20 protein-coding genes are annotated in these 23,463 nt (G+C 58.0%); 3 read left to right on the top strand and 17 right to left on the bottom strand.

Annotated elements, in window-relative coordinates:
- Position 1 precedes the first annotated feature (1 nt).
- Positions 2-403: a hypothetical protein gene (locus CAUR_RS11245; RefSeq protein WP_012258018.1), complete on the top strand. Its 402-nt coding sequence runs from the start codon at positions 2-4 to the stop codon at positions 401-403.
- Between the two features lie 672 nt (positions 404-1,075).
- Here the strand turns inward: CAUR_RS11245 and CAUR_RS11240 are convergent.
- The 6 genes from CAUR_RS11240 to CAUR_RS11215 all read right to left on the bottom strand — a co-directional run bounded on the left by CAUR_RS11240 (position 1,076) and on the right by CAUR_RS11215 (position 6,573).
- Positions 1,076-1,936: a DUF2085 domain-containing protein gene (locus CAUR_RS11240; RefSeq protein WP_012258017.1), complete on the bottom strand. Its 861-nt coding sequence runs from the start codon at positions 1,934-1,936 to the stop codon at positions 1,076-1,078.
- Between the two features lie 662 nt (positions 1,937-2,598).
- A complete protein-coding gene (locus CAUR_RS11235; RefSeq protein ID WP_012258016.1) occupies positions 2,599-3,096 on the bottom strand; it encodes a metallophosphoesterase family protein in 498 nt (165 codons plus the stop codon).
- 3 nt (positions 3,097-3,099) lie between these two features.
- Positions 3,100-3,525 (bottom strand): arsenate-mycothiol transferase ArsC, encoded by a 426-nt coding sequence (locus tag CAUR_RS11230; protein ID WP_012258015.1) that lies wholly within the window; start codon positions 3,523-3,525, stop codon positions 3,100-3,102.
- Positions 3,522-4,622, bottom strand: coding sequence for a C45 family autoproteolytic acyltransferase/hydrolase (locus CAUR_RS11225; protein WP_012258014.1), 1,101 nt, complete (start codon positions 4,620-4,622; stop codon positions 3,522-3,524). Before CAUR_RS11225 ends, CAUR_RS11230 begins: the two co-directional genes overlap by 4 nt.
- Positions 4,619-5,590 (bottom strand): GNAT family N-acetyltransferase, encoded by a 972-nt coding sequence (locus CAUR_RS11220; protein ID WP_012258013.1) that lies wholly within the window; start codon positions 5,588-5,590, stop codon positions 4,619-4,621. Before CAUR_RS11220 ends, CAUR_RS11225 begins: the two co-directional genes overlap by 4 nt.
- Complete coding sequence (locus tag CAUR_RS11215; protein ID WP_012258012.1) at positions 5,587-6,573, bottom strand: GNAT family N-acetyltransferase; 987 nt, start codon at positions 6,571-6,573, stop codon at positions 5,587-5,589. The genes CAUR_RS11220 and CAUR_RS11215 overlap by 4 nt, the downstream gene beginning before the upstream one ends.
- A gap of 494 nt (positions 6,574-7,067) precedes the next feature.
- Here CAUR_RS11215 and CAUR_RS11210 point away from each other — a divergent pair, with 494 nt between their 5' ends.
- Positions 7,068-7,289 (top strand): hypothetical protein, encoded by a 222-nt coding sequence (locus CAUR_RS11210; RefSeq protein ID WP_157866440.1) that lies wholly within the window; start codon positions 7,068-7,070, stop codon positions 7,287-7,289.
- A 2,177-nt stretch (positions 7,290-9,466) separates the two neighbouring features.
- On the opposite strand, the gene CAUR_RS21230 is transcribed toward CAUR_RS11210, so the two are convergent.
- Complete coding sequence (locus tag CAUR_RS21230; protein ID WP_157866438.1) at positions 9,467-9,610, bottom strand: hypothetical protein; 144 nt, start codon at positions 9,608-9,610, stop codon at positions 9,467-9,469.
- 597 nt (positions 9,611-10,207) lie between these two features.
- Between CAUR_RS21230 and CAUR_RS11200 the strand changes: the two genes are divergently transcribed.
- Entirely contained in the window at positions 10,208-10,891 is a 684-nt protein-coding gene (locus CAUR_RS11200) for an HAD family hydrolase (protein ID WP_012258011.1), read from the top strand.
- A 1,069-nt stretch (positions 10,892-11,960) separates the two neighbouring features.
- On the opposite strand, the gene CAUR_RS11195 is transcribed toward CAUR_RS11200, so the two are convergent.
- From CAUR_RS11195 to CAUR_RS11150, 10 genes are all read right to left on the bottom strand, one after another.
- A complete protein-coding gene (locus tag CAUR_RS11195) occupies positions 11,961-12,326 on the bottom strand; it encodes a cytochrome C oxidase subunit IV family protein (RefSeq protein ID WP_012258010.1) in 366 nt (121 codons plus the stop codon).
- 9 nt (positions 12,327-12,335) lie between these two features.
- The gene (locus CAUR_RS11190; RefSeq protein ID WP_012258009.1) at positions 12,336-13,124 is read right to left on the bottom strand and encodes a cytochrome c oxidase subunit 3; all 789 of its coding nucleotides are present in this window, start codon (positions 13,122-13,124) and stop codon (positions 12,336-12,338) included.
- Between the two features lie 80 nt (positions 13,125-13,204).
- The gene (gene ctaD / locus CAUR_RS11185; RefSeq protein ID WP_012258008.1) at positions 13,205-14,863 is read right to left on the bottom strand and encodes a cytochrome c oxidase subunit I; all 1,659 of its coding nucleotides are present in this window, start codon (positions 14,861-14,863) and stop codon (positions 13,205-13,207) included.
- A gap of 3 nt (positions 14,864-14,866) precedes the next feature.
- Positions 14,867-15,859, bottom strand: a complete 993-nt coding sequence (gene coxB / locus CAUR_RS11180; protein ID WP_012258007.1) for a cytochrome c oxidase subunit II — start codon at positions 15,857-15,859, stop codon at positions 14,867-14,869.
- 46 nt (positions 15,860-15,905) lie between these two features.
- Positions 15,906-16,745, bottom strand: coding sequence for an SCO family protein (locus tag CAUR_RS11175; RefSeq protein WP_012258006.1), 840 nt, complete (start codon positions 16,743-16,745; stop codon positions 15,906-15,908).
- 33 nt (positions 16,746-16,778) lie between these two features.
- Positions 16,779-17,183: a hypothetical protein gene (locus CAUR_RS11170; protein ID WP_012258005.1), complete on the bottom strand. Its 405-nt coding sequence runs from the start codon at positions 17,181-17,183 to the stop codon at positions 16,779-16,781.
- Between the two features lie 13 nt (positions 17,184-17,196).
- Complete coding sequence (locus CAUR_RS11165) at positions 17,197-17,859, bottom strand: cytochrome c3 family protein (RefSeq protein ID WP_012258004.1); 663 nt, start codon at positions 17,857-17,859, stop codon at positions 17,197-17,199.
- Positions 17,860-17,883: 24 nt separating this feature from the next.
- On the bottom strand, positions 17,884-18,489 hold the full coding sequence (locus CAUR_RS11160) for a c-type cytochrome (RefSeq protein ID WP_012258003.1): 606 nt from the start codon (positions 18,487-18,489) through the stop codon (positions 17,884-17,886).
- Between the two features lie 50 nt (positions 18,490-18,539).
- Positions 18,540-21,662, bottom strand: coding sequence for a TAT-variant-translocated molybdopterin oxidoreductase (locus CAUR_RS11155; protein WP_012258002.1), 3,123 nt, complete (start codon positions 21,660-21,662; stop codon positions 18,540-18,542).
- A gap of 382 nt (positions 21,663-22,044) precedes the next feature.
- A complete protein-coding gene (locus CAUR_RS11150) occupies positions 22,045-23,445 on the bottom strand; it encodes a (Fe-S)-binding protein (RefSeq protein WP_012258001.1) in 1,401 nt (466 codons plus the stop codon).
- Positions 23,446-23,463 lie beyond the last annotated feature (18 nt).

Below are 23,463 nucleotides of genomic sequence, written 5' to 3'. Positions count from 1 at the left end.
GATGCCAATCCGTGCCTTACACCTGAGCGAAGATGGAGTCAGCCGCGCCGAACAAGACATCACGTTAACCCGGATTGCGCCCGGTCAGATTACGCTCAACAATCAGCAGGTGCTGGCAATCCGCGCACTTGATCGCTGCACGCTCGCCCTCGAAGTTCTCGGCGAAACCCATTACCTTCCTTCCGCCGATTACTGGCATGCGGCATCCGGCAACAGCCGTATCGATGCCCAACGGGCCGGCTGTCTGTTGGGGCATCTCGACTGCCTGGCAATCGCTGCCCATCAAGTGCTGACGGCCTTCACCGATCAAGCCGACCTCTCCCCCCAGGCCCAGGCCGCCCTGACCAACCTCCGCGCAGCGTTGACCAGTCTGGAACTGGAAGCGAAAAAGAATGGTCGTTAATGCAATGACCTCTACATGCAACGCCCACACCACCACGCTGCGCTGATCACATACCGCTGACCTGCTGTACTATCATCACCTGGTTGCATCATGAGGAGCGGGTGAAAAACCCGCTTCTCTGTCGTCTTTTTAACCTTACCGCACAAGGCAGCGTCTACCCAATAGCACGCCCGTGCCAGTTGGGAGAGTGACCTGGGCGAATCGATGATTGGTAGTCGGCTCCTGTATTTATTATGTCAAGTTTTAAAACGGTAAGAATAACTCTGAGCAAGCACCATCCCCTGGGAGCGCGCGCCTCCGGCGCGCCTGCCAGCTTCCCCCTGGAACCGCGCGCCTCCGGCGCGCCCTTAACATGACACAGCACGCGCTACCGACTGCCACTGCACCGCGCACACCCACCCCAGGCAAGAGCGGGATGAAGTGGAAACAGATCGCATATCACCTCGCTGGGCGCAGCAAAAACACGACCCAACAGCCGATGATCACATGACACTACCCTCAAGCGAGCAGAACTGAACCGGTCTTTTTGCCCCAGCGCCACCCTACCAGCAACTCACCGGTGGTATTTCAGTACCGTTACGATGCCGGAACACTGCGCAAGCGCAGAGGGGTATGACACGCTGTATCCCTACCGCGTACCGCCACATCAGCCCGCACCGACGACCAACTCCGCTACGGAACAAGTGGCGGCGGCAAGGCACCCTGGACTTCCAGCTCTACCTTCCAGCGTGCCAGCACGGCCAGCAGCAGCAGCGTAACCAGAAAGCCGGCAATTCCTGGTAGCAACAATTGCCGTGGATGACGAACCCGACCACTCAAACCGGCGAAGGCACTCACCGGCAACCCAATCGCAAACGTCATGACTCCCGTCACCCCAACCACGCTGATCAGAACCAGCGGCCAGGCCAGTAGAGCCTGGTCGGAAGCTATCGCCAGCACGACCAGCGCCAATGCGCCAACCACCCACCCCATATCAGCCCAACTGCCAATCGGCGCCTGCGTGGTATCGATAAGGTCGGGGGCAAGCAGCGTTTGATTCGCCACCAACAACAAACCAACCGCCATCGCTACACCAAACCCCAACCCGGTAATCAAACGCAGATCATTGCGCGGCGGATAGACAGCACCCCACCCCAGTTCAGCCACAGTTGAATTCAGGCCATCAACACCCATGATCACAATCAACCCCAGCAGTGTCAGACTAACCGGCAGTGGCGGCAGCCGTCCGGCCCGCCAGCGCCCACGGCAGGCAATCACACCCAGGGTTACCATGAGGCCGAGATAGATGCCACTGTCACGGGCACAGAGCGGAAACTGCACACCACCCACTTGAAGGTTGTGACTCTGGGCGCAAATTCCGTGGACGGCAAAAAAGAGGCGTCGTTCCAGGTCAAGGGTTGCCGCAACCAGCGGCAACAAACCGATTGCCACTATCATCCCGACCAAAAGGCTACCGATTCGCCAGCCATTGGGTTGACGCAAACCGGTTACCAACCGTTTTCCGAGCAGAGATTGTCTATTCTCACCACCCATACAACCTCTCTTCTCGTGGTTTGGAAGCTCTTTCGTCCATCTGTGTCGCACCCGAATGGGCGACCTTCCCCCACGCAGTGATCCACCTGTCTGTTGTTTGGCGTGCGGCAGCCCTGCTCCCACCTCCACACCGCTCAACACCCGCCACGTGTCGCACCGGTCACTCTGCCAGGTACGGAAACGACACATGAGCCATTTATGATCATCATGTCAAATCCGATGTAGGAGAAGTCATTGCTTGTGATTACACTTATCATGCTGGTGGTGATCAGATCGCGAACACGAGAAAAAACGTTTCTGCTGCCCACATCGCGGGATCACCCCCCGGCGTGGATACCGTTTCTCGGTTGCGTTACCCGTGGCGCATGGTTTGGAGTGAGGCAGCATGGCTGCCGCATCCACCGTACACACCGACAGGCGTCGGTCACATCGCTGACCCGTCCCGGTACGTCACCCTGGTGAAGAGGAACAGCCTTTCTCCCTGCCCACATCGCGGGATCACCCCCCGGCGTGGATACCGTTTCCCGGTTGCGTTACCCGTGGCGCATGGTTTGGCGTGCGGCAGCCCTCTCCCACCTCCACGCCGCTCAACACCCGCCACGTGTCGCACCGGTCACTATCCTGACCTCTGGCTGTTCAGTGATCCACGCAGTACCTGCTCATCAACGTATTGCCCGCGGACTATCCGTCAACGGAATGAGCACCGCCTGCGCCGTACCATCATGCACCGTCAGCCGGGCGACCGACAGACCCGCACCCCGTGGCGCACCGGCTGTCCCCGGATTCAGAAACAGAACGGAATTGTGTACTTCGCACAATGGCCGATGGCTATGACCAAAAATGTAGACATGTGGAGATCGCCCATCAGCAGTCTTTGGTAACGATTGCACAAGATGGTTCGGCTTGCCACCGATATGGGTCAGATAGATCAACACACCCTCACGCTCGATCCAGCGACTCGCCGGATACGTCCGGGCCAGTTCCGTTCCACTATCAGTATTACCGTGAATAGCAATCACCGGCGCCACTGTCTCAAGCTGCCCCAGCACCGCTTCATTCCCAATATCGCCGGCGTGTACAATCAACTGAACCCCGGACAACACCTGTAAAGCTGATGGTGCCAGAAAACCGTGAGTATCAGAAATAACCCCTATCTCCATTATTCAACTCCCGCTCAACTCCTTCTGCAATGCTGCGATCCCTGCCTCAATCCGTTGAAAAGCCGGCTCAGGCTCCAACACGTCGGTATCAGGTACCTGCCAGTAGGCAATTCGATCAGCCCATGCCGGAAAACGCTGCTGCATCAAAGGCCGATGTTCAGGTTCGTTCAGTGCAATCACCAGCGTTGCCTGCGCCAGATCGGCCTCGCACAGCGTTCGTGGCAAAGGCAGCTCATCCGGCGTCGTAAATCCGCACTGTTGTAGCCGCTCAAGCACCGGTGGCCAGATCGACCCGCGATTGCGTGACGAGAGTGCCAGACCGCGTGACGTAGCCTGCCAGCCTTTAACCTGCATGGCATTGAAGAGCAGCTCAGCATAGCGACTACGATAGTAGTTTCCGGTGCAGACGAAGAGCACAGTCCTCTTCACCTCGCCACCTCCAATTCATATCGCACATAGGCATGCTCACACGGTGGCCCGTCGGTCGCATACAACACACCGGCAGTCACATCCATAATCACCGAGGCGACCGTTTCATAATACTCATCAGGTGGATCGGCAGGATCAATATGAAAACAGACCGAATAGGGGAACTGCTCGTGATCACGCAAGGCCGCCTGCACCTGTGCCAGCGATTGTGGACGAGAGGCCAGCAGCGAGCGTAATCGTTCTTGCCGCCAATACGAATGAGGATAACGCTCAATCTGCCGCTCCACAATACCGAGTGCTGCCGGATCGGTAAAATGGTTGGCGTGAACCAGACAACCGTTAGTACAGCCACTGATCGCCAGCGCCGCCGGTGCTGCTTCAATATTGACCACCCGATCAGGTACCTGTGCCAGCAGAAAATTGGCTGAACCGGCCCGCTCTTCGCTCGTAATCACCGCCTGCGCTTCAGTCAGTGAGCGTGCCTGCAATATCTCGTAACAACGCACATGAAATGGTCGGCGCAGACTGGCCCAATCATCACCCGTACTGCTCAAGCCATTGATGAGCAGGGCCAGACCGGCAGCATTCAAGCCAATCTTCCCCCCAAAAATACCGGCCTCAGTGAAAGCCAGCGTGCGCAGCCCATCCGGTGCAATCGTGCGCAGAATCGCCCCCCGCACCCCCTGAATCCAGTCCCAGTTTTCGCCCACCAGCAAATGACCGTTATCTGTCTCTGACGGCAACAACGCAAAAGCGGTACAACCATCAGGCTTACCGGTACCCCGCTCATACTCGCGAAAGAACTGATAAAACAGCTCATAACGCACATTCAAAGCCGCAATCGCTGCCAGATCAACCCCTGCCCCCTCGGCAATGCCGCGCATACCGGCTGCATAATCCTGATTTTGTTCAGCGATCACAGCCGCATAACGCAGCGCCCGCCGCCAGACCTCATCCGGTGGTATCCGCAACTCACGCTCGAAGCGCGTCATATAGATGCGAAGGTTGGCAGCAATCGCCTCGCGCAACGCACGGCCATGCTGCCAACCCTGAGTGTAGGCATCGCCACTCAATTCAACTAACGGCAACCCGTTCACGTCACCTCCTCATTCTGCTCACACCGGTGGAGAACAATCCACACCGGCCCACGCCGAAAACCTAACCGTTCATTGATATGCCACATCGCCAGATTCGTACTGTCGTTATCGGTACGAATCCCACTCAGCCCCTGCGCCCCGGCATACGCAATTGTACAGAGCTTCAGCGCCAGCGCAATACCCCGGCCACGGTAATCGCGCCGCACCGCCGTAAACCCAACCTCGACATCAGTACTATCATCAATAGTTTCTAACGTACTGATCCCCACGATCTGCCCCTCGTGTACCGCAGCAAAGCTGCCCTCCCACAGCGCGCCGTGGTCAGGCTGATAGAGCTTGATCCACTGATCGTAGGTCGGCATCGTGACCGGAAATGGCGACGGTACATCACCGGTTGTTTGTCGTTCAAACTCGTACAACTGCTGCCAAAACCCCTGATCGGCTGTTGCCAGCGCCGCAAAGCTGATTAGCTCAATCTGCTGCGCCGTCACCCGCTCAATCGAACCGCTGAAAGGTTGCGGATCAAAGGTTGCCAGATCAAGCCGGGAAACCCAAACCCGCCGACTCTCGTGGAACTGCCGCCGACCGGCAAACATCAACCCGGCCTGCCAGTCCTCACGCACCTTAAGCCAGATATGGTGCGGTCGCAGCGGCTGCCAGGCCATCTGCAGATGCTGCCAGAGTGCCCGGCCCAAACCTCGCCCCTGAACGGCCGGATGCACAACGATCTGCATCTCCAAATGGGTAGGATCGGCACACCATGTCGGCTGATAATATTCGGCATACCCACCGGCCCTACCATCAAGTTCGCCAATCCATCGGCAGAGTGGCAAATTCGGATTGTGAATTTCATCACGAATACGCCATTCTATCGCCGATAGCGGTGCATCCGGCGCCAGCGCATTATAGACATCGGCCATCACGCGATAATCTGCATCCTGATGTTGGAAAGGTCGTATATGGATCATACACTATCCAGGTCCTTCACAAATTCAACCCAGGCCGGTTGTTTAACAAACCCCAGCACATCATTAATCTGCAACATCGACCGATTGGTCGTTGCATTATAGGTACGCACTTCGCGATAGCCTGCGGCCTGCGCGAAGGTAAGCGCGTGTACCTTAAGCGCCATTGCCAGACCACGCTTACGATACGCTCGTCGTGTCGCCGTCAGACCGGTCATCAACACATCAGGCTCAGCCGATTTCCAGAGTTGACTGAGCGCAGCAATCTCTTCCCCGTCCAGCGCCAGAAAATATCCTTCCGGGTAGAGCGTTGGGTCGTTGAACAGAGACTGTTCCCACGAAGCGAAATCGGGCGGCGTAAACGGTTCCGGCTGCGGCACATCTGCCCGCATCTCCATCGCGGCGCGGTACAGGCGCTGGCGAGCATCCGGTAATCGTGTCAGCAATTCTCGCAAATTGCAGATCGTGAAACCCTGGGCCACGACACGATCAATGGCAGCGCGAAACGGTGCCGGATCAAAGGTGTGCAGATCAAGTCGCGACTCCCAGGTCCGCATCTCTTCCCGAAAACCACGTCGGGCGAGAAACTGCATCCCACGTTCCTGATCCTCACGGCAATTCGCCCGCACCTGTAACGGATGATGGCGACTCTGCAAATCACCCATCAATACGTCGTAGCAATAACGACCAATACCCTGGCCCTGCCACGTCGGAAGAACGGCAATACTGACAAAGAACTTGCGTGGGTGATACATCCATTGTGGCTGAAAATACTCGGCGACCCCTACCACCTCCCCGTGCACCTCAGCAAACCACCGCTCCTGAATACAGTGAGCTGGCCGCCTGGCATCCCAGTGTTGAACCTGTTCAACCGTTTCGAGATTGTCGGGAAATACCGCATTACCAATTGCAACCAACAGAGCATAATCCGCTACCGACCCATCAAATGGTCGTAATCGGACATCCTGATCAACATTGATCGCCATAACCTCTCCTTGAACGCACCGTAGCAGAATTCCAGGTGGTGAAACGATGCTCTGTGGTAACAACCACCTCACGGGCTACCCCGGTGATAAAACCATCCCGGTCTGTATTGTATGCTGCGCACCTGCTGCTGCCATCAGTCCATCGGCTCAATATACCGGGCCACCATCATAGGGGGCAGCGCAGGCCACAGCCTGCAATCAACGCATATGAACTTATTTCATAAAAGCTGTGCTGCCGTGCTCCGAGACTACCGCGCAAGCTTCTGCACGCTGACCAACCACCAAAGCCAGTATCCTACTCCCAGTCTGTCTGCCTGGCAGCGAGGAAATCTGCCGACCATCTCCAGTGCCATCACTCGCTGGATTGGTTGTCTTGTCCGCTCATCATGCGCGTGTTGCGACGTTTGGAGTGCGGCAGCCATGCTGCCGCGCCAGCCGCGCTCACGATCCGGCGCAAATCGTAGCAGTTTCCTGTCTGATCACGGAGCCGACATATGTGCCGGACACATCCGTCTGGTTTGATCATCCGTGATAATCTGCCTGCACGCAAAACCGGCACCAGCACGCCGTACCCGCCATCAACGGCGTATCGCACCCCTGAACCCACTCGCGCCAGCGATCACCATCCGGCACCGGCAGTTCCCGCCCCCAGCGGGGGCGGGCTAGGGTGGGGGCGAGTCTGTACGCCCTGCGAGCGTGCGCCTCCGGCGCGCTAACCGCTTGGCATCCCGACTGGGAGCGCGCGCCTCCGGCGCACTCCTCACCGGCAACAACCCGCAGTGCCCGCCATCAACGGCGTATCACCCCCCTGAACCCACTCACGCCAGCGGTCACCATCTGGCACCGGCAGTTCCCGCCCCCAGCGGGGGCGGGCCAGGGTGGGGGCAAGTCTGCACGCCCTGCGAGCGCGCGCCTCCGGCACGCTCCTCACCGGCACCAGCCTGTGCCAGCGGTCACCATCCGGCACTGGCAGTTCCCGCCCCCAGCGGGGGCGGGCCAGGGTGGGGGCGAGTCTGTACGCCCTGCGAGCGTGCGCCTCCGGCGCGCTCATCGCAACTGGGAGCGCGCGCCTCCGGCGCGCTTACCTCGTGTACCCTACACACTACTGACCCTCCCTGAACCGTCTACACCCGCCCCCAGCGGGGGCGGGCTGGGGTGGGGGCGATGCCCTGCAAGCGTGCGCCTCCGGCGCGCTCACCGCCTGGCATCCCGACTGAGCGCACGCGCCTCCAGCGCGCTCGCCAGCCCGCGCCGTGCCCGCCACCAACGGTGTATCACCCCCCTGAACCCACTCGCGCCAGCGGTCACCATCCGGCACTGGCAGTTCCCGCCCCCAGCGGGGGCGGGCCAGGGTGGGGGCGAGTCTGTACGCCCTGCGAGCGTGCGCCTCCGGCGCGCTCACCGCCTGGCATCCCGACTGAGCGCACGCGCCTCCAGCGCGCTCGCCAGCCCGCGCCGTGCCCGCCACCAACGGTGTATCACCCCCCTGAACCCACTCACGCCAGTGGTCACCATCCGGCACCGCGGGTTCCCGCCCCCAGCGAGGGCGGGGTAGAGTGGGGAGCGATGCCCTGCGAGCGTGCGCCTCCGGCGCGCTCATCGCCTGACATCCCGACTGGGAGCGCGCGCCTCCGGCGCGCTCCTCACCGGCACCAGCTTACACCAGCGGGAGCCACATCCGGCACCGCTGGTTCCCGCCCCCAGCGAGGGCGGGCTAGGGTAGGGGCGATGCCCTGCGAGCGTGCGCCTCCGGCGCGCTCATCGCCTGACATCCCGACTGGGAGCGCGCGCCTCCGGCGCGCTCCTCACCGGCACCAGCTTACACCAGCGGGAGCCACATCCGGCACCGCTGGTTCCCGCCCCCAGCAAGGGCGGGCTAGGGTAGGGGCGATGCCCTGCAAGCGTGCGCCTCCGGCGCGCTCATCGCAACTGGGAGCGCGCGCCTCCGGCGCGCTTACCTCGTGTACCCTACACACTACTGACCCTCCCTGAACCGTCTACACCCGCCCCCAGCGGGGGCGGGCTGGGGTGGGGGCGATGCCCTGCAAGCGTGCGCCTCCGGCGCGCTCATCGCGTGGCATCCCGACTGAGCGCACGCGCCTCCAGCGCGCTCGCCAGCCCGCGCCGTGCCCGCCACCAACGGTGTATCACCCCCCTGAACCCACTCACGCCAGCGGTCACCATCCGGCACCGGCAGTTCCCGCCCCCAGCGGGGGCGGGGTAGATTGGGGAGCGATGCCCTGCAAGCGTGCGCCTCCGGCGCGCTCATCGCTTGGCATCCCGACTGAGCGCACGCGCCTCCAGCGCGCTCGCCAGCCCGCGCCGTGCCCGCCACCAACGGTGTATCACCCCCCTGAACCCACTCACGCCAGCGGTCACCATCCGGCACCGGCAGTTCCCGCCCCCAGCGGGGGCGGGGTAGATTGGGGAGCGATGCCCTGCAAGCGTGCGCCTCCGGCGCGCTCACCGCTTGGCATCCCGACTGAGCGCACGCGCCTCCAGCGCACTCGCCAGCCCGCGCCGTGCCCGCCACCAACGGTGTATCACCCCCCTGAACCCACTCACGCCAGCGGTCACCATCCGGCACCGGCAGTTCCCGCCCCCAGCGGGGGCGGGCTAGGGTGGGGGCGATGCCCTGCAAGCGTGCGCCTCCGGCGCGCTCACCGCCTGGCATCCCGACTGAGCGCACGCGCCTCCAGCGCGCATGGTGCCGGTACCAGTGCTCGAAGGAGGAGCCAGGCGCAAGCTCCCGCCCCTGGCGGCATTCACGGACGGCCAGGATAGATGAACGAATACAACGTCTACCCTATTAGGAAGCCCTGGATCACACGTCTGCCCTCCCCTATCCCACCCGGCTACGCATTACCCATACCTGGTGTCAACCACGTGCGAATCAGCGGTGATGATCGCTATGGATGCTGTTGTGGGCGACTGGTCCGGTGATAGTGCGCAGCTCCAGCCGTGCCAGCACGTGCTGGATGGATTGCCGTACCCGCTCGGCATGCACGTGTCGCACGGTTTGGAGTGCGGCAGCCATGCTGCCGCGCCAGCCGTGCTCACGATCCGGCGTGTGGCACACCGTTACCCATCCTGGTCATGGCGGTACTGGATGTGCTCGTGACAATCATAGAGTCAGTCGGGCATACATGCGATACCTGGGCGTAACGGTGTTGTTGCACTTGGTTCGTGCCTGCGCACCAGCGGCCACGGCCAGCACCTGACGGCGGTGGCGAGGATGCCGGCACGCTGGCTGGAAGCCCGCGCCACGGAGAGCGCTTGCAGCCCGACCTAACGCAACGTGACATGTGGGTAATGCATAGCCCAGCGGGGGTGGGGGGGATGTCCCGGCACACTGCCAGACGCAGCACCACCGTCACCTGCTCATCACCCACCACGCAGGCGAACTACACATGCACCAGTTCGCGCACCGTCAACGAACCATCAGCATCTCACCAGTGGCACGCCTGCCAATGCCTCAGCGCAGTGCCGACAACCTGTACGATGCATAGGCAAGAGTTGATACAACATGCGCCGACACGAGCTTGCATGAAACAGCACGCACATCAACTCAAGTACAATGAGTGTGGAATCTATACATTGGCAGCAACGGATCGCTGATGCAAAGGAGACCTGAATGCCGATCCATGCCCTCATCTTCGACTTCGACGGCCTGATGGTCGATACCGAGACACCCGCCTTACAAAGCTGGCAAGAGATCTATGCCGAATATGGTGTTACCCTAAGCGTCCACGATTGGGCGATCACCCTTGGCGCAAACGCCGGATTTGATGCTCATGCCCATCTCGTCGCGTTACTCCGGCAACGCGATCCCCAATTGGCCGAACAAGTCATTGCGGCACGCGATACGATCCTCGCTCGCCGACAGGCCCGCAAGGATGAACTAAGCGCGCCACAAACGCTTCTGCCCGGTGTTGCTGAGTTGCTAGCCGAAGCACACTCAAAGGGCTTACCCTGTGCAGTTGCCAGTAGCAGTAGCCGGCGCTGGGTTGAAGGCTGGCTTGAACGTCTAGGCATACGCCCCTTCTTCGCAACAGTCGTCACGGCTGATGATGTAGCAGCAACAAAACCGGCACCCGATCTCTTCCTGGAAGCAGCTCGCCGCCTGGGTCTGCCGCCAGCAACCTGCCTGGTACTCGAAGACTCCCCCAACGGCATCCGGGCTGCCCGGGCAGCCGGCTGCCCGGTCGTCGCCATCCCCGGCGCGATCTCCGGGCAGGTTCCGCTACCGCCTGCCGACCTGACATTGCCCAGCCTGGCCCACACCACACTTGCCGACTTACAAGCTATCTTTCGCTAGCGATGCCCGAAACCATTCCGCACATCCACAGCGCAATCACGTGCTGGATTGGTTAGCTTTCACCGGCAAGGATTCACGTGTCGCGTGGGGTCGAAAGGGTATACCCTGGATCGCGTGCCACGTATTGGATTGTATCTTCGATATAACCCTTGCCGTTTGTGGATGATGGTAGGGGCGGGTTCAGAACCCGCCCCTACTTCAATGAACGTTGCATGTTGCTGATCATATTGCCATCACGTATGGATGATTGACGATGTCGTCGCGCATGCGATTTAGGGATGCCTGGCTACGGATGATGTGGTCGTTCTCATTGCGCCGCCAGATGAGTACCCCAGATGTGCCGCAGTATTTGTAAATCCCACGGGCAGACATGTTGTGCATCGACGAGTAATGTGCGTTCATCGCACATGTTGAACGACCATGGGTAGCACTGCCTATCACCGGATATGCCACGAACCGTGACTATCCATTCCGCTGCGACGATCCGTGGGAATTACCGGCACAACCCGGATGGATGCGAGGTGAGTAGAAGAACGTGGCTATGCCTCAGCAATGGCACCATCCGCACCCGGCGGTGGTCATCACAAGAGATGCGGCGAACGAGGGGGTGTCGAAAGGTATGCCCTGGATCGCGTACCACGTAGTGGATTGTATCTTCGATATCATCCTTGCCGTTTGTGTGGTGATAGGGGCGGGTTCTGAACCCGCCCCTAACGAACCCACTTCGCTGGACATTGCATGTTCCCGTATCAGATTGAACTCAAGTTGCCACGTATGTTGTGAGCATACCACGGAGGCTGACTTTCAGGACGAACAGCACGACGTTGCTCTCAACACCGTCTGGCGTACCGCATAACGATGGAGGGAGCAACCAGTTCCCAAGAACGTGCTACGTCACGCCTTACGGAAGTAACCCGAGTTATCCACATCCTCTGTGCCCTCTGTGTCTCTGTGGTGACAAAGGTAGCAACCTGGGATATCAAATTTAACACACCTTACATCGACAGTCACCAATAACAAAAGGGCCGGTCATTTTCTGACCGGCCCTCACCCACCACACCAGGAAGAGTTACGGTAACGGTCCACCCTGCGGTGGCCAGCCACGGGCAACGTAATCGCCCATGGTAATTACAAATAGAATGATCAGCCAGACAAATGCACCGGCAGCGTAGACCTGAGAGATTCGGCTGCTGACCTTCACATGCATAAAGTAGAGCACAATCAAAACCGTTTTCGCGATTGCAATGCTCATTGCAATCGTCACCGCCAGCCAGCCCGGAATATGGATCAGGTTCTTCTCCACCCACCAGGCAGCGACGGTCAGCACCATAAGCACCATCAGCGCTCCGAAGACCCGATAATAGGTCCCCCGCGAGATATGGGCATGCCCGGCGCCGTGGTGGTGAGCATGTTGATGTTCGTGTCGCTCGGCCATCGCGCCCTCCTAAACCAGATAGAAGAGTGGGAAGAGGAATACCCAGATAATGTCAATCAGGTGCCAGTAGAGACCACCAATCTCAACCGGCGTAAAGTAGGTTGGTGAGAACCGATCCCGGAGTGCCATCACCGTGATCGTCCCCATCACTCCCAGACCGATGAGCATGTGGATGGCATGCAGGCCGGTCGCACAGAAATAGAGAAAGAAGAATAGTTGATGACCGGATTGCATCAGACCGGTGGAAGCTCCATGACCGGCACTCGCCCCATGCGTAGCACCCGCCGTGCCGTGCTCTGCAGGAAATAAGAAACTACGTCCTGGCACCAGACACTCATGGCTCTCGTGCAAATCGGTGCCGGTAATCCAACTGATCGGGTCTTTCGCACCGGCACAGTGGGCAAACTTTTCACTATACTCGTAACCCTTAATGACCAGGAAGGTCACTCCAAGCAGCATCGTCAAGACCAGCATGGTCAACAACCGACGCTTGTTACCCTCTTCGGCAGCATTGACTGCCAGCGCTACAGTTAATGAGCTGACCAGCAGCACGACGGTATTTACCGTGGCCAGCGGTGTATTCAGCAGTGCCGCCGACTCTTCCCATGCTTCGGGAAAAGCCCATCGGTAGACAATGTAGGCCATGAAGATACCACCGAAGAGCATAATTTCGGTGACCAGGAAGGCCCACATGCCTAGCGTTGCAGCCTCTTTCTGCTGTTCCGGCGTCTCGAACTGATGTTGCAGTTCCGGGCCGTGCGTATGGGCGTGTGCCTCTTCGTGAGTGATCGTTGCCAACGCTCTCTCCTCTGCCTTTACCTATCAACGCCACTACCGACAATCTTGTACCTGGTGTTCTGCTATCAGTACCACCAGCCTTATAGTGGTGAACCCGGTCGCCAGGACGCCGCATCACGCTCGGCAGCTTCCGGCGGATACGCATACGCCTCTTCGGTCACAATCGGCGTCTTATCGAAATTGTGGGTTGGTGGTGGTGATGAAGTCTTCCATTCCAGACCGGTCGCTCCCCACGGGTTGTCACCGGCAATCCGCCCCTTCCACAGCGAGATACCCAGATAGATAAGAGGCACGATGAAGCCAATCGCCAGAATGCTGGCACCAGCCGTGCTCATCACGTGCAAAATCTGGAACTCCGGCGGATAGACGTGATAGCGCCGTGGCATACCCAGGTAGCCGAGAATAAACTGGGGGAAGAAGGTCATATTAAAGCCAACGAAGATGATCAGTGCCGCAATGCTGCCCCAGGTCTCGTTGTACATGCGACCAGTCATCTTCGGCCACCAGAAGTGAATGCCACCCAGATAGGCCATAATCGTACCACCCACCATCACGTAGTGGAAGTGAGCGACCACGAAGTAGGTATCGGTCACGTGCAGGTCAACCGCTACCACACCGAGGAAGATACCGGTCAGACCACCGATCACGAACAGACCGATAAAACCGAGCGCGTACAGCATCGGCGTGCGATAGCTGATTGAACCCTTGTAGAGCGTTGCCGTCCAGTTAAAGACCTTAATCGCTGACGGGATTGCAACCAGCATAGTGATAAACGAGAAGATCAGCCCCGCGTACACCGACTGGCTGCTCACGAACATGTGGTGCCCCCAGACCAGAAAGCCCAGGATAGCGATGGCAATACTCGAAAAGGCAATGAACTCGTAGCCGAAGATTCGCTTGCGCGAGAAGGTGCTGATCAACTCGCTGACCACACCCATTGCCGGCAAAATCATGATGTAGACTGCCGGATGCGAGTAGAACCAGAAGAGGTGCTGGAAGAGGAGTGGATCACCACCCAGCGCCGGATCGTAGATACCGACACCCCAAACCCGCTCGACGATCACCAGCAGCAGCGCGATACCCAATACCGGTGTTGCCAGAATCTGAATGATACTGGTTGCATAGTTCGCCCAGATGAAGAGTGGCAAACGGAACCAGGTCAAACCAGGTGCCCGCATCTTGTGGATGGTGACGATGAAATTAAGACCGGTCAAGATGGAGGAAAACCCCATAATAAACGCACCGGTAATCGTCATCACCACGTTCGAGTTGGAATAGGTTGAGCTGAAGGGAGTGTAGAACGTCCAGCCGGTATCAACACCGCCGAAGACGGCTGCGATCAGGGCGAAGATACCACCGATCATGTAGAGATACCAGCTCAACAGATTCAACCGTGGGAATGCCAGGTCACGGGCACCGATCATCAACGGCACCAGGAAATTACCCAGCACCGCCGGAATCGACGGGATCAGGAAGAAGAAGACCATGATCACGCCGTGCAGCGTGAAAGCCCGGTTGTAGACATCCGACGACATCAGATCGCCCTGCGGGGTGATCAACTCAATCCGTACCACAGTAGCAGCCAGGCCACCGAGCAGGAAGAAGAAGTTAATCGCCAACAGGTAGAGTATTGCGATCCGCTTGTGATCAACCGTCAGCAACCACGACTTGAGCCAATCAATAAACGTTCGCGAATGATCGTGAATATAGCTCGTCTGTGGAAGAGAAAGCGTGCTCATAGACTAATTCCCCGTGTCGGCGAGTGACTTAATATACGCAATCAATTGGTTAAGCTGATCCTCGCTGATCTGCCCCTGATACGATGGCATAACCGCAGGATAGCCGGCCACAATCTTCGCATTCGGATTGAGGATCGACTCACGCAGATAGTTCTCATCAGCCGTGACTGTCGAGCCATCAGCCATTTTCTCTGTTGCTCCGTACAAACCCTGCATGCTCGGTCCAACGCCACCACCGGCCATTGCGTGGCAGCCGGCACAACCCAGGCTTGTGAAGAGTTGACTACCCGCCGCAGCCATTGGATCGCCGAGATTTGCAGTTATCGTCGGCTGGCCCGTATCAATCGAACCATCAGGTAACACTACCGGCCCAGGAGTTGCCAGCCAGCGCTCGTAATCGGCCAACGGCATGGCGACAACCCGACCAATCATCAGCGAATGTTCAGTACCACAGTACTCGGCGCAGAACAGATGATACTCACCGGGTTTGGTCGCCTCGAACCACATGATTGTGTAGCGGCCCGGCAACACATCTTGCTTCACGCGGAACGCCGGAATGTAGAAGCTATGAATCACATCTTGCGATGTCATTATCAGCTTCACGGGCTGGCCAATTGGAACGTGCAGCTCATTATTCTCGCGCTTACCGTTTGGATGCTGCACGTGCCACATCCATTGCTTGCCGATCACATAGACATCCAGAGTGCGCGCCGGTGGAGTTCGCATCTGTACGTACAAAAACGCACCCCAGAAGAAGACCAGCATGACCAGTATTAACGGGATTATCGTCCAGGTCAGCTCTAGTTTAAGGTTGGAGTCAACCGGATTACTCCGATCAACCTTCTGACTACGGTGATAACGAACGATCAGATAGAGAATAACAAACGGTAACACCCCGGCAAAAATGAGGCTCAGGGCCACCAGAAAAAAGTAGAGCTGATCAACCTGGGTTGCAAAGGTTGATGCCTGATCGGGAAATAACGGAAAATCGCGCATACCTTCGTCCTGTCCGGGGGCATTGCCGCCCCAGTCGCAACTACCACTAAGCCGGCACCGATTCACGTGGTGGCGGCAAATTACCGCCGGGTGTTGAACGACTCAACGTCACAATCAGCGTAATAATCCCGATCACCGTCAGGACACCGGCAATCCGTAGGATCGTCATAATCGCCGGAGTATAACTACCGGTAACCGGATTGTACTGGTAGCACAGTAGCAAAATCTGATCAATCGCACTACCGACCTTACCAGACGATGCCTCAACAATCCCAAGCCGCACATCAGAGGCATTAAACTCAATCCCAAAGAAGTAACGAGCCGTTTTACCTTCTGGGGTCAGCACAACGAATCCGGCCGCGTGCGCGTACTGATCGATGGTTTCGTCATAGACATACCTGAAACCAATGGCATCAGCAACACGCCGGATCTGCTCCTCACTACCGGTCAGAAAATGCCATCCCTGTTCGGCATCGGGCCGGGCATAGCGTTGCAAAGTCAACGTTTTCACATTGGCCGCCATCATTGGCGTCTCAAGTGGATCAATACTGATATTGATCACCTGAAAATCACGTCCAGCGGTAAGCGTCACCTGTTGCAGTGCCGCCAGCACCCCTTCGCGCACAAACGAACAGAGCATGGGGCACTCGTAGTAACTCATCACCAGCACAACCGGCTGGCCGGAAGTGAAGAACTGCTCCAGGCGAACCTGCTCCCCTTGCTCATCGATAAAGACGGCATCGAGCGGCACCTGTTCGCCCATGCGCTGCTCGAAAGCGACATTATCAGCCGGATTTGGGCGGCCACCTTGCGCTGACACCACTGCGGGTGCCAGCAACAAGATGGCGAACCAGCCAATCAGCGTGATGAACGTCCGGCACTTCATGACAACATCTCACGATCTAGTGATTGATACCGGCTACTTTACGGCATCCAGGCCGTGTTCAAGGATTAATTCCATCGCTCGCTCGATAGGAATATGCGCACGACCGGTCCGTTCATTCACCCAGCCATAACTCTCCAGGCGCTCGGTAGCCTCGGTGATAATCCGATCACCATCAACGCGCGGATTTTGTTCGAGGCGCGGCGCTGGTGGTATCTGCATCTGCGACATCTCACTATTTGAGAGTATATTGCTGGCATCGGTTACCGAACCGGCAGTGATCACCAAAAGCCCTGCCATCAAGCCAAAAGCCAGCAATAATACGACGCCAACTATCACCACGCCCCAAATTATCGGCTGTGAACGAGCATCACTCACTTCATGATTGAGCGCCAGACTCTCGGCGGAAGGACCTTCACTATGGGCATGAGCGTGACTCATAGGACAATCTCCTCTAGCGATGGCACACGAAACAGTTGGTGAGACGGCCATCGGTAGGAATCTGATACTCGATCACCAGTTGTTGCCGTTCGGCCAGTGACAGCGCATTCACATCCCACTCCATATTGAAGACCTCTTCGCGGGGGCGAATGTAGTCTTCCGGTGCCCGGTGACACCCAAGACACCAGCCCATATACAGCGGTTGGGCTTTGGCGGCCAACTGTTGTTGATCGATTCGGCCGTGGCACGAGCTACAACCAATACCCTTGGCAACGTGTACCGAGTGGTTGAAGTAGACAAAATCGGGCAGGTCGTAGATGCGGTTCCAAACAACTGGCTCGCCGGTCTGATAACTGTCTCGCACCACCTGCAGCAAGGGACTGGTTGTCCAGACCTGCGAGTGGCACGACATACAGGTTTCGGTTGCTGGAAAACCAGCCGTGGCAGCCTTTTCGACGGTTGCGTGACAGTAGCGACAATCGATCTTCAGTTCGCTAACGTGGTGTTTGTGGCTGAAGGGAACCGGCTGGGCTTTGGCAACTCCTACATCAGTATACCATGGAGAGAGGTAGAAGCCGACCATCGCCGCGATGATTCCGATCACCAACAGCACCAGGCCGAAGAGACTGGCCAAAAAGATCGCATTTGCATTACGCGGAAAGATTTGAGCAGACATACGTCACGTCTCTCGCTCTCTAGCCTAGCGGCCGGCTCTTACTTGCTCTAGCTCAGCCTCAGTCAACAGGGCAACATCGGCATTCTGGCTTAATTGCAGCGCACGCACGTAAGCTGCAATAGCCCAACGATCTTCGGGTGGAATACGTGAAGCATAGCTGTACATTCTGCCGACGCCGTTGGTGATCACGTCGAAGAAATAGCCTATCTGCACAGTACGCAATCGATCTTGATGCAGACTCGGCACTGTCATTGGTCCACGATAGGCAATCACCCCTTGACCATCACCGACCAGACCATGGCACGGAGCGCAGAAGGCATTGTAGCGTGATTGACCATGCGCAAGCAGGGCAGCATCAAGTCTGATCTCTGGTGGCAACTGATCGGCCAGTTGCCCTTCGATCCGTCCGGTCATCAGGGGCGAATCAGGATTATAACTGTTGAGCGGTACTGTATTGGCCGGCGGCGGCTGCATCGCCCGGCCGTCAGGAAAGAAGGTACTGACATCGTTTGGCTTGTACTTGGGCTGGTCATACATATCAACGTGACACGCCACCAACAAAAAGCAGAGTGGCAGCCACGCCAGCCGTACCAGCCGGGTCAGGATTGATTTACGAACAGAGTACACCATACGCCAATGCTCGCTTCTAGTGCTGGCCAGATACACTGGCCAGCGTGCTGCTACCCTGCATGACTCCCACCATCGAGTGCTTCGCTGGGATTACGTACCCGTGCCAGATAGCTCGTGCGTGGCTTGAGATTCAGCTCATCGAAGACGGTATAGTTGTGTGGCTGCTGCTTGATCTGAGCCACCTGACTATTCGGATCGTTGATGTTACCGAAAACAATCGCCTGGGTTGGGCAGACCTGCTGGCAGGCGGTGACAACCTCGCCATCACGGATTGGCCGATTACCTTCGACCTTCGCCCTGATGCGCGCTGCACTGATCCGCTGCACACAGTAACTGCACTTCTCCATCACACCCCGATTACGGACAGTCACGTCGGGATTGCGCATCAGCTTCAGGCTTTCACTGGTCAGATCGCTGTACTGCAAGAAGTTGAACCGACGCACCTTGAAGGGGCAGTTGTTCGAGCAGTACTTCGTACCGACACAGCGGTTGTAGACCATGTTGTTGATGCCCTCGGCATCGTGCACTGTCGCTGCAACTGGGCAGACCAGCTCACAGGGAGCCTGCTCGCAGTGCGCACAGGTCATCGGCATCAAGTAGGCTTCTGGATTGTCGAGGTCTTCGCCAGCGTAGTAGCGATCAATCCTGATCCAGTGCATTTCACGACCGCGCGAGACCTGGTCCTTACCGACAATCGGGATGTTGTTTTCGGCCTGACAGGCAATCACGCAGGCATTGCAGCCGATACACGCCGACAGGTCGATGACCATGCCCCACTGATTACCAACGCTGTAGTCGTAGCCAGGGAGAGACCCAGGCATCAATGACTGATACTGTGGCTTCTGCTCAGGTGAACCGTACTTTTCGGTGTAGACCTCTTTGGCAATATATTTCGGGTCTTCCTTAAAGCGGGCAAATTCACCGGCACGTACCACATCGCGCCCTTCGAGCGTCCAGTGATCCTGGGTGCTGACCAGCAGGTAGCGTTCATTGGTCGCTGTTATGCTTACACCACTGATCAACCACGGGGTTGCGCTGGCCCGTAGACGATAGGTATTGAAGCCGGCACCGGCAGCCACCTGACCACCATGCTCACGGCCATACCCAAGGGTTACCGTGATCGTGTCATCGGCATGGCCCGGCACAATCCAGATCGGGAGTCGCAGCGTACCAACCGGTGTTGTCACATCGATCATGCGACCATTTTCACCGGCCAGGCGTTCCAGCGCCTGCTCACGCGCCCGCCCCGGCGCAGCCAGACTGGCCGGATCGAAGGGTAGATTGAGCAAACGAATCGCAGTTCGTGGACTGACGAGCGCTGCATTATCCCAGGTCAGCTTCGTCATTGGACGTGGCAACTCTTGCAGCCAGCCATTGTTGGCGAAGCGACCATCCCAAATTGCCGGATCGGGGCGGAAGATCAGCTCAAGCCCTGCTGAAGGTGCCGGTGCTTCCAGACGCAGACCATTCACCAGCGCAACCTGCACAGGGGCAAAGCGAGAGCCTTCGATCACACCTGTGCTCAAAGCACGCTTGAAGAAATCGTCGAAAGCCGCATCTTCAAGGCCGGTCTGTTGCTGCCAGTAAGACCGCACAATATCGTAATCGGTCGCACCGATATTACCATTCAACACTGCCAGCAGCTCGTGTGCCGAGCGCGAACTGTACAATGGCCGGATCAGCGGCTGAACGATGCTCGCTGTCCCATCGTAGGCACGGGCATCCGACCACGACTCGAGGGGATGGGTCAGCGGAATAAACCAGGTCGCCAGCACTGCTGTCTCATCTTCGTAGGGATTCAGTACCACGACCTGTTTAGCCTGGCGCATTGCCTCAGCAAAACCCAGGTCTGCCGGCGCGGTGAAGGCAGGGTTGCTATCAATAATCACCAGCAACTCGACGCTCCCGGCGCGCAGATCGTTGACCAGAGTTACCAGGTCCTGCGGATCACCCGGCTGGGCTACCGGCTCGGTGTACTCCACCGTCGTCCCAACGGCACCGAGCTGAAGATTGATGGCGTGGGCAATCGCGTGCACAACTGGTGGCTGCGCTTCACCAACCACCACCACCGCCCGATTGCCGGCCCGGCGCAGATCGTCCACCACAGCAGCAACCCACTGCTGCTGAGCTTCGTTCAAACCGGTCGCCGGCACCACTGCGGTTACACCCAACTGCGTCGCGATAGCGGCTGCCAGTTGACCAACCATACCGGCAGATACTGCCAGGCGGTGATCGGCAATCGCACCGGTTGGCGAGAAGACCGGTTCAGCGACGTACAACCGACTCATCGCAGCGGTCTCTTTACGCACCCGCCGTCGTTGCATCAGATCGCGAGCGTAGCGCACACGACCAGGACCTTCGCTGACAAAATCGGCGTCTAGCGCCAGCACCACATCGGCCTCGGCAAAGTTGTAGCGCGGCTCATACGGCGACCCAAACGCCAGCCTGGTACCGGCATAGGTATTGCTGCGGCCAATCGGATCGTACTGAATCCAGCGCGCCGCCGGGAAATTGGTCAGCAGCTCGTTGATCTGGGCGCGGAGCGTCGGCGAAGTGACCGTCGGGGTCAATAGCCGCAGACCCTGTCCCTGCAACGCACGCTGCACCTGCAAGGTCTCGGTAATCGCACCAACGAACGTCTCCCAGGTACTGAGCAGACCACTACGGCGCACCGTCTCAGGCCGGTCAGGATCGTACAATGCCAGCAACTCGGCCTGCGCAAACGCATCGGTTGCACCAAGGCTGGCCGGATGCATTGGGTTGCCTTCGATCTTGGTTGGACGCCCCTCGTGGCTCTTGACCGTCACACCAAGGGCAAACCCGTCGAGCATCACAGCGGTCGCGTAGTAATTTGGAATGCCGGGAATTTGATCACGCGGTGCACGAGCAAAGGGCGCAACCTGCTCTTGCGGCTGTTTGATCGCAAAGGTACAGCCAGAGAGTCCGGCAAGCGCCAGCGACGCTCCCATCAACTTGAGGAATGTCCGACGAGAAACCGGATCAGCCAGTTCACTCGCTCCTTGCGGAAATTCACGAGCAACCAGCTCTCGAAATGCCGGCGTATCGACCAGTTGATCGAGTGAACGCCAGAACTGTTTGCCACGCGCCTGCTGTAGTTGGGCGCGAACGGCCTCGATCTCGGGCGCGGCAGGGTGAAGGTTCATCTCACTCATTTGCGTGGCCAGACTAGATACGTAGCGGGTCCAATTCCGCCCTCAAACTTGTGAATTCAGGCACATTCAACCGTTTTCGATTATAACAGAAAGCTACGCTGTCAATGCTGTAGGCTTCATACCTTTTGCATCCAGGTTTGGTATCTACCAGGAATAGTGGAAATCTCAATGCTTTCTAACCCAGATAGTTGCTACAGAACTGACGATAGTCGTAGCCAATGAAATGCCGGCATCGTAGCCGGCTGCGGCGCGATCTTTGTGCCTGTTAGTGCAATTATAGTAGCATACTTTGCGGAAAATGCGCAACATGAACAAGCCCTGTGCAGGTCATCTATCATTGCAATGACTGCACAGGGTTGTGAGAAATCACTGATAGCTGTTGTCAGGCCGAGGCTGCAAAGACTCGATACGACTCATCAAGCAATTCGATAATATATCGCACCTGAACATCTTTACCCCGACGGCGCAGTTCACCGGCCAGTTGGAGAGCACAACCGGGATTGGCGGTGGCAATAATCTCGGCACCGGTCGTGAGCGCGTTGTCGATTTTGCGCGCACCCAGGCTCATTGCCATTTCGGGCTGGGTGACATTGTAGATACCGGCACTGCCACAACACAATGACGACTCCGGCATCTCTTTCAAGGTCAAACCGGGGATTGCCGTGAGCAACACTCGTGGCTGCGCACTGATTCGTTGGGCATGCACCAGGTGGCACGGCTCCTGGTAGGTGACGGTGAGGTTGAGTCGACCCAAGGCGCTGCGATTGAAGTCGATACCGGCGAGAAATTCGTGAACGTCCTTTACTTTGGCGCTAAACCGTTCAGCACGTTCACGCCATGCTGGATCGTCGTGCAAGAGATGCCCATATTCTTTGAGGGTGCTACCACAACCGGCAGCGTTGACGATAATCGCATCGACGCCCAGCCCTTCAAACGCGGCAATATTGCGCCGGGCCAGCTCGCGTCCACCATCGAGATCACCACCGTGCGTATGCAACGCACCGCAGCATCCCTGATCGGGTGGCAGAATGACTTCACAACCATTCTTGCGCAATACTCGAATCGTCGCTTCGTGCACGTGGGCAAAGGCGGTGCTCATAATGCAGCCGGTAAGCAGGGCCACGCTGTAGCGACGTTCGCCCTCGGCGGGAAAAATCTGACCCTTCGGTACGCTGTAATGCGAACTGATCGGGGGCAGCATTGCTTCGGTATCGGCCAGACCAAGTAGCTTGAGGAGACCACTCTTGCGGGCCAACCATTGAATGCCACTGCGCTGGTAGAGACGCATCGTGGTTGAGAAGAGGCGAAACAGCTCCATGCGCTTGAACAGTAACCCGAAGACGGCACCGCGCAAGGCACGCTGCCAGAGTGGCCGCGGCGGCAATTTCGGTTCAGGTGCACCGGGTGTGGCCGGCGGCCCGGCTTTGCCGGCTCGCGCCTGCTCGATCTGCGCCCGGCTGGCCTCGAGAATCGCGCCGTACTGCACCCCCGACGGGCAGACTGCCTCGCACGCCCGGCAATTCAGACAGAGGCTCATCTGCTCTTGAAACACTTCACTGGCGAGGCTGATGCGCCCTTCATCAACAGCTTTCATCAGGTAAATACGACCACGTGGCGAAGCCATTTCCAGCCCGGTTTCGCGGTACGTAGGACACGACGATAGACACAAACCGCAGTGGACGCAGGTATTAATGATGTCGGAACTGGGTTTATCTTTGGCGCTAAAGCCGATGAGTGGAACTGTCGGCTGCACCGATGATGGCGAAGATTGGGTAACAGTCACAGGTGATTCTCCTCTTGG

It is taken from the genome of Chloroflexus aurantiacus J-10-fl, assembly GCF_000018865.1.
Lineage (GTDB): Bacteria > Chloroflexota > Chloroflexia > Chloroflexales > Chloroflexaceae > Chloroflexus > Chloroflexus aurantiacus.
Note: the sequence above shows the minus strand (reverse complement) of the source record. Positions and strands in the feature narration are given on the sequence as shown.